This window comes from uncultured Campylobacter sp. (genome assembly GCF_938045775.1).
GTDB lineage: Bacteria > Campylobacterota > Campylobacteria > Campylobacterales > Campylobacteraceae > Campylobacter_B.
Window position 1 is genome coordinate 1 of the sequence record NZ_CALIBH010000028.1, and the last position, 2,383, is coordinate 2,383.

Consider the following 2,383-nt stretch of genomic DNA (forward strand, 5'->3'; position numbering starts at 1 on the left):
CCCATATTCATTAAAGCGTTTAAAAGTATTGTCTAAAGCCTTTTCGGGCTCTATATGCACCGCAACAATCCTAACGTCTAAATTTTTTTGTAGGCACTGCTCTATTTTTGGGATGGTCGGCGCCGGGTTTGCTAACTGACCCTCAAAAATCAGCTTAACTTGGTTATCGGCCATAAATTTTTTGACCGAGGTTGTTTTTCCGGCTCCTGGAATGCCGGTGATGAAAATTGCTTTGGTTTTATCCGGCTCATCGCGCTTCAGAACCTCTTCAAACTGCGTCGCCGCCAAAACGGCAGAAGAATTATGTATAGCATCGTTTACTAGCGCTCTATTTTCTTTTACTTCAAAACAAGGAAAAAGCTCTTTGAACGTATCGGAACAGATATAGCGGCCGCCCATAGTATCTGGGTGGTCGTTATAACTTTCTAATAAAAACTCGGTTGAGCTCTTAGCAAATTCAACCGCTAAATTTTGAATTTCCTCCAGTTCGGCATTGGAGCCGAAATCAATCTTTTTTATTTCGCTTTTTAGTTCCATATTTAGCCATCTCTCGTCTTACTCTTTCTACCAACTCTTTTGGAGCACCGCGATAAAGTTGTTTTTCGACTTCCTTGCAGTATTCGGCGTCATTATCCATCCGCGTGTAATGATCGCATACGCCCTGAAGTATTTTCAAATCTTTTTCTGTTAAAGCCATCTTAAATCCTTTCTAAGAAATTTGTAGTATTTTATCATTTTGGTAATGAAACGCTCTCGCTCTGATCTCGTCCATCGGATAAGCCGTTTGCGGAAGCTTCAGGTATTCCTTGTATATATCCACTCCCAGCGCCTTGAATATTTCCAAATCCGTATTGCCCATCTCTCTCATCTGCTTGGCTAGCGGATTGGCGAGCGCTTCCATCTCCGTTAACTCCTGAAGCGCTAGCGCGAATGCCAGTTTCTGCTCCGAGTCCGGCGTCATATAGTTGTTTCTCATCTGTATATCGTCTATCATCCCCATATTCTGAAGCTGCATCGTCCAGCGATGAAGTATCCCCATTCGGTATTGCCACATTCCTAGCGGTCCCAATATCGGTATGCTCTCGTCCTTGGCCGTGGCTATCACCTCCGGCACTAAATACTTCTTCAGCTCCTCTTCGTCTCTCTCCGCTAGCGTATAGGTCTCGTACATCGTCGCCAGCAAATATTGCGGCTTGATGTAGTGCGTCATTATCCAAATTATTTGCAGATTGGCTACTTTCATGGCCAGTTCTCGCTTCATCCGAAAGATCGCTCTCTCTTTGTCCGTCGCTTCGTTCACTTCCTCCTGAAGCTCCTGCGTTAGCTCCAGTATCTCCTGCGAAAAGTCCGACATCTCCGACGCCCCCTCGTCCACTTCGTTGTTCATGCCTATTACCGGATAGCTCGCCCACATCTCCATCATCTCCCAAAAGTGGCTTTTGCTCACGTTCGGCAGCATCGGATGATTTTTCGGATACTCCATAAACTCCCAAATTTGCGTCGTCACTTCTTCGAAGTTCATCGCCGTTACCTCTTTTATCGTCGGATCCACTACCTGAAACATATTGACCTCCTTGTATGGGAAGTCAAACACTCCGTTAATGCCAGCGGTAAGAATTCTAGCTCATAACTCATTCAGGCTTACCTTCACCGGCTTTTCTTTACTTTTTATCGTGTTATCTGCTTCTTTTGAGAGATAGTAATCATCGATTATATCTAGCATTTTTTCATATAGATTGCTTGGTACCAAATACGCACTTGGGACATTATGCACTAAAATCGCTACCGCTTCGTCTTTTGCTTCTTTTATGATTTGAGCAGGAGATTTTTTGAGTTCTGAAATACTGGCTGTTTGCGTTGCTAAGATTGCTTTCATTTTATATCCTTTTTAATACTTAGAATAATACTACAAAATATATTAAATGTCAAATTTTACTGCTTGCTTAAGCTTTGCAGAAAACTTAAATTTAATTTCTTACCTAATCACTATTTTGTTTTTATAGAATTTTAGCCACCTTTTTTGCCTACAAATGGGAATTCCTGCCTTTAATGCCCACATAGCGGGCGTTATAAAACTTAGATAAAGCTTAAAATTTAGTAAAATTCGCTTAAGAAAACTAAATTTAAAAGTACTGTAAAATATCTTTTTAATGGTGTTTCACGGATTAATAAAAAAAGGTGGCTAAATTCTGCCACTTTTTGCCACCATTTTGAGCAAATTCCCATTTGTAGGCAAAAAAGGTGGCTAAAATTTGCAAAAAGGTAGCTAAAATTTGCAAAAAGGTAGCTAAAAATCATTAAATTTCTTAAATATTCTTGCCTGATTTTCTATATTGTTTCACAAAATGGCTTAAATTTATAAATAAGCTTAAGCCAAAATTAT

Annotated in this window: 4 protein-coding genes; all 4 read right to left on the minus strand. The window is 40.4% G+C overall.

Going from position 1 to position 2,383, the window contains the following annotated elements; translation table 11 throughout:
* On the minus strand, window positions 1-537 hold a 537-nt coding region (locus Q0238_RS00825), incomplete at its 3' end, for a hypothetical protein (protein ID WP_297941943.1).
* Window positions 506-697 (minus strand): hypothetical protein, encoded by a 192-nt coding sequence (locus Q0238_RS00830; RefSeq protein ID WP_297941945.1) that lies wholly within the window; start codon window positions 695-697, stop codon window positions 506-508. The genes Q0238_RS00825 and Q0238_RS00830, both read right to left, overlap by 32 nt.
* A 12-nt stretch (window positions 698-709) precedes the next feature.
* Window positions 710-1,564 carry a hypothetical protein gene (locus tag Q0238_RS00835; RefSeq protein WP_297941947.1) on the minus strand — a complete coding sequence of 285 codons (855 nt, stop codon included), beginning with the start codon at window positions 1,562-1,564 and terminating at the stop codon, window positions 710-712.
* Window positions 1,565-1,624: 60 nt separating this feature from the next.
* Entirely contained in the window at window positions 1,625-1,876 is a 252-nt protein-coding gene (locus tag Q0238_RS00840) for a type II toxin-antitoxin system prevent-host-death family antitoxin (RefSeq protein ID WP_297913605.1), read from the minus strand.
* Between the last annotated feature and the right edge of the window lie 507 nt (window positions 1,877-2,383).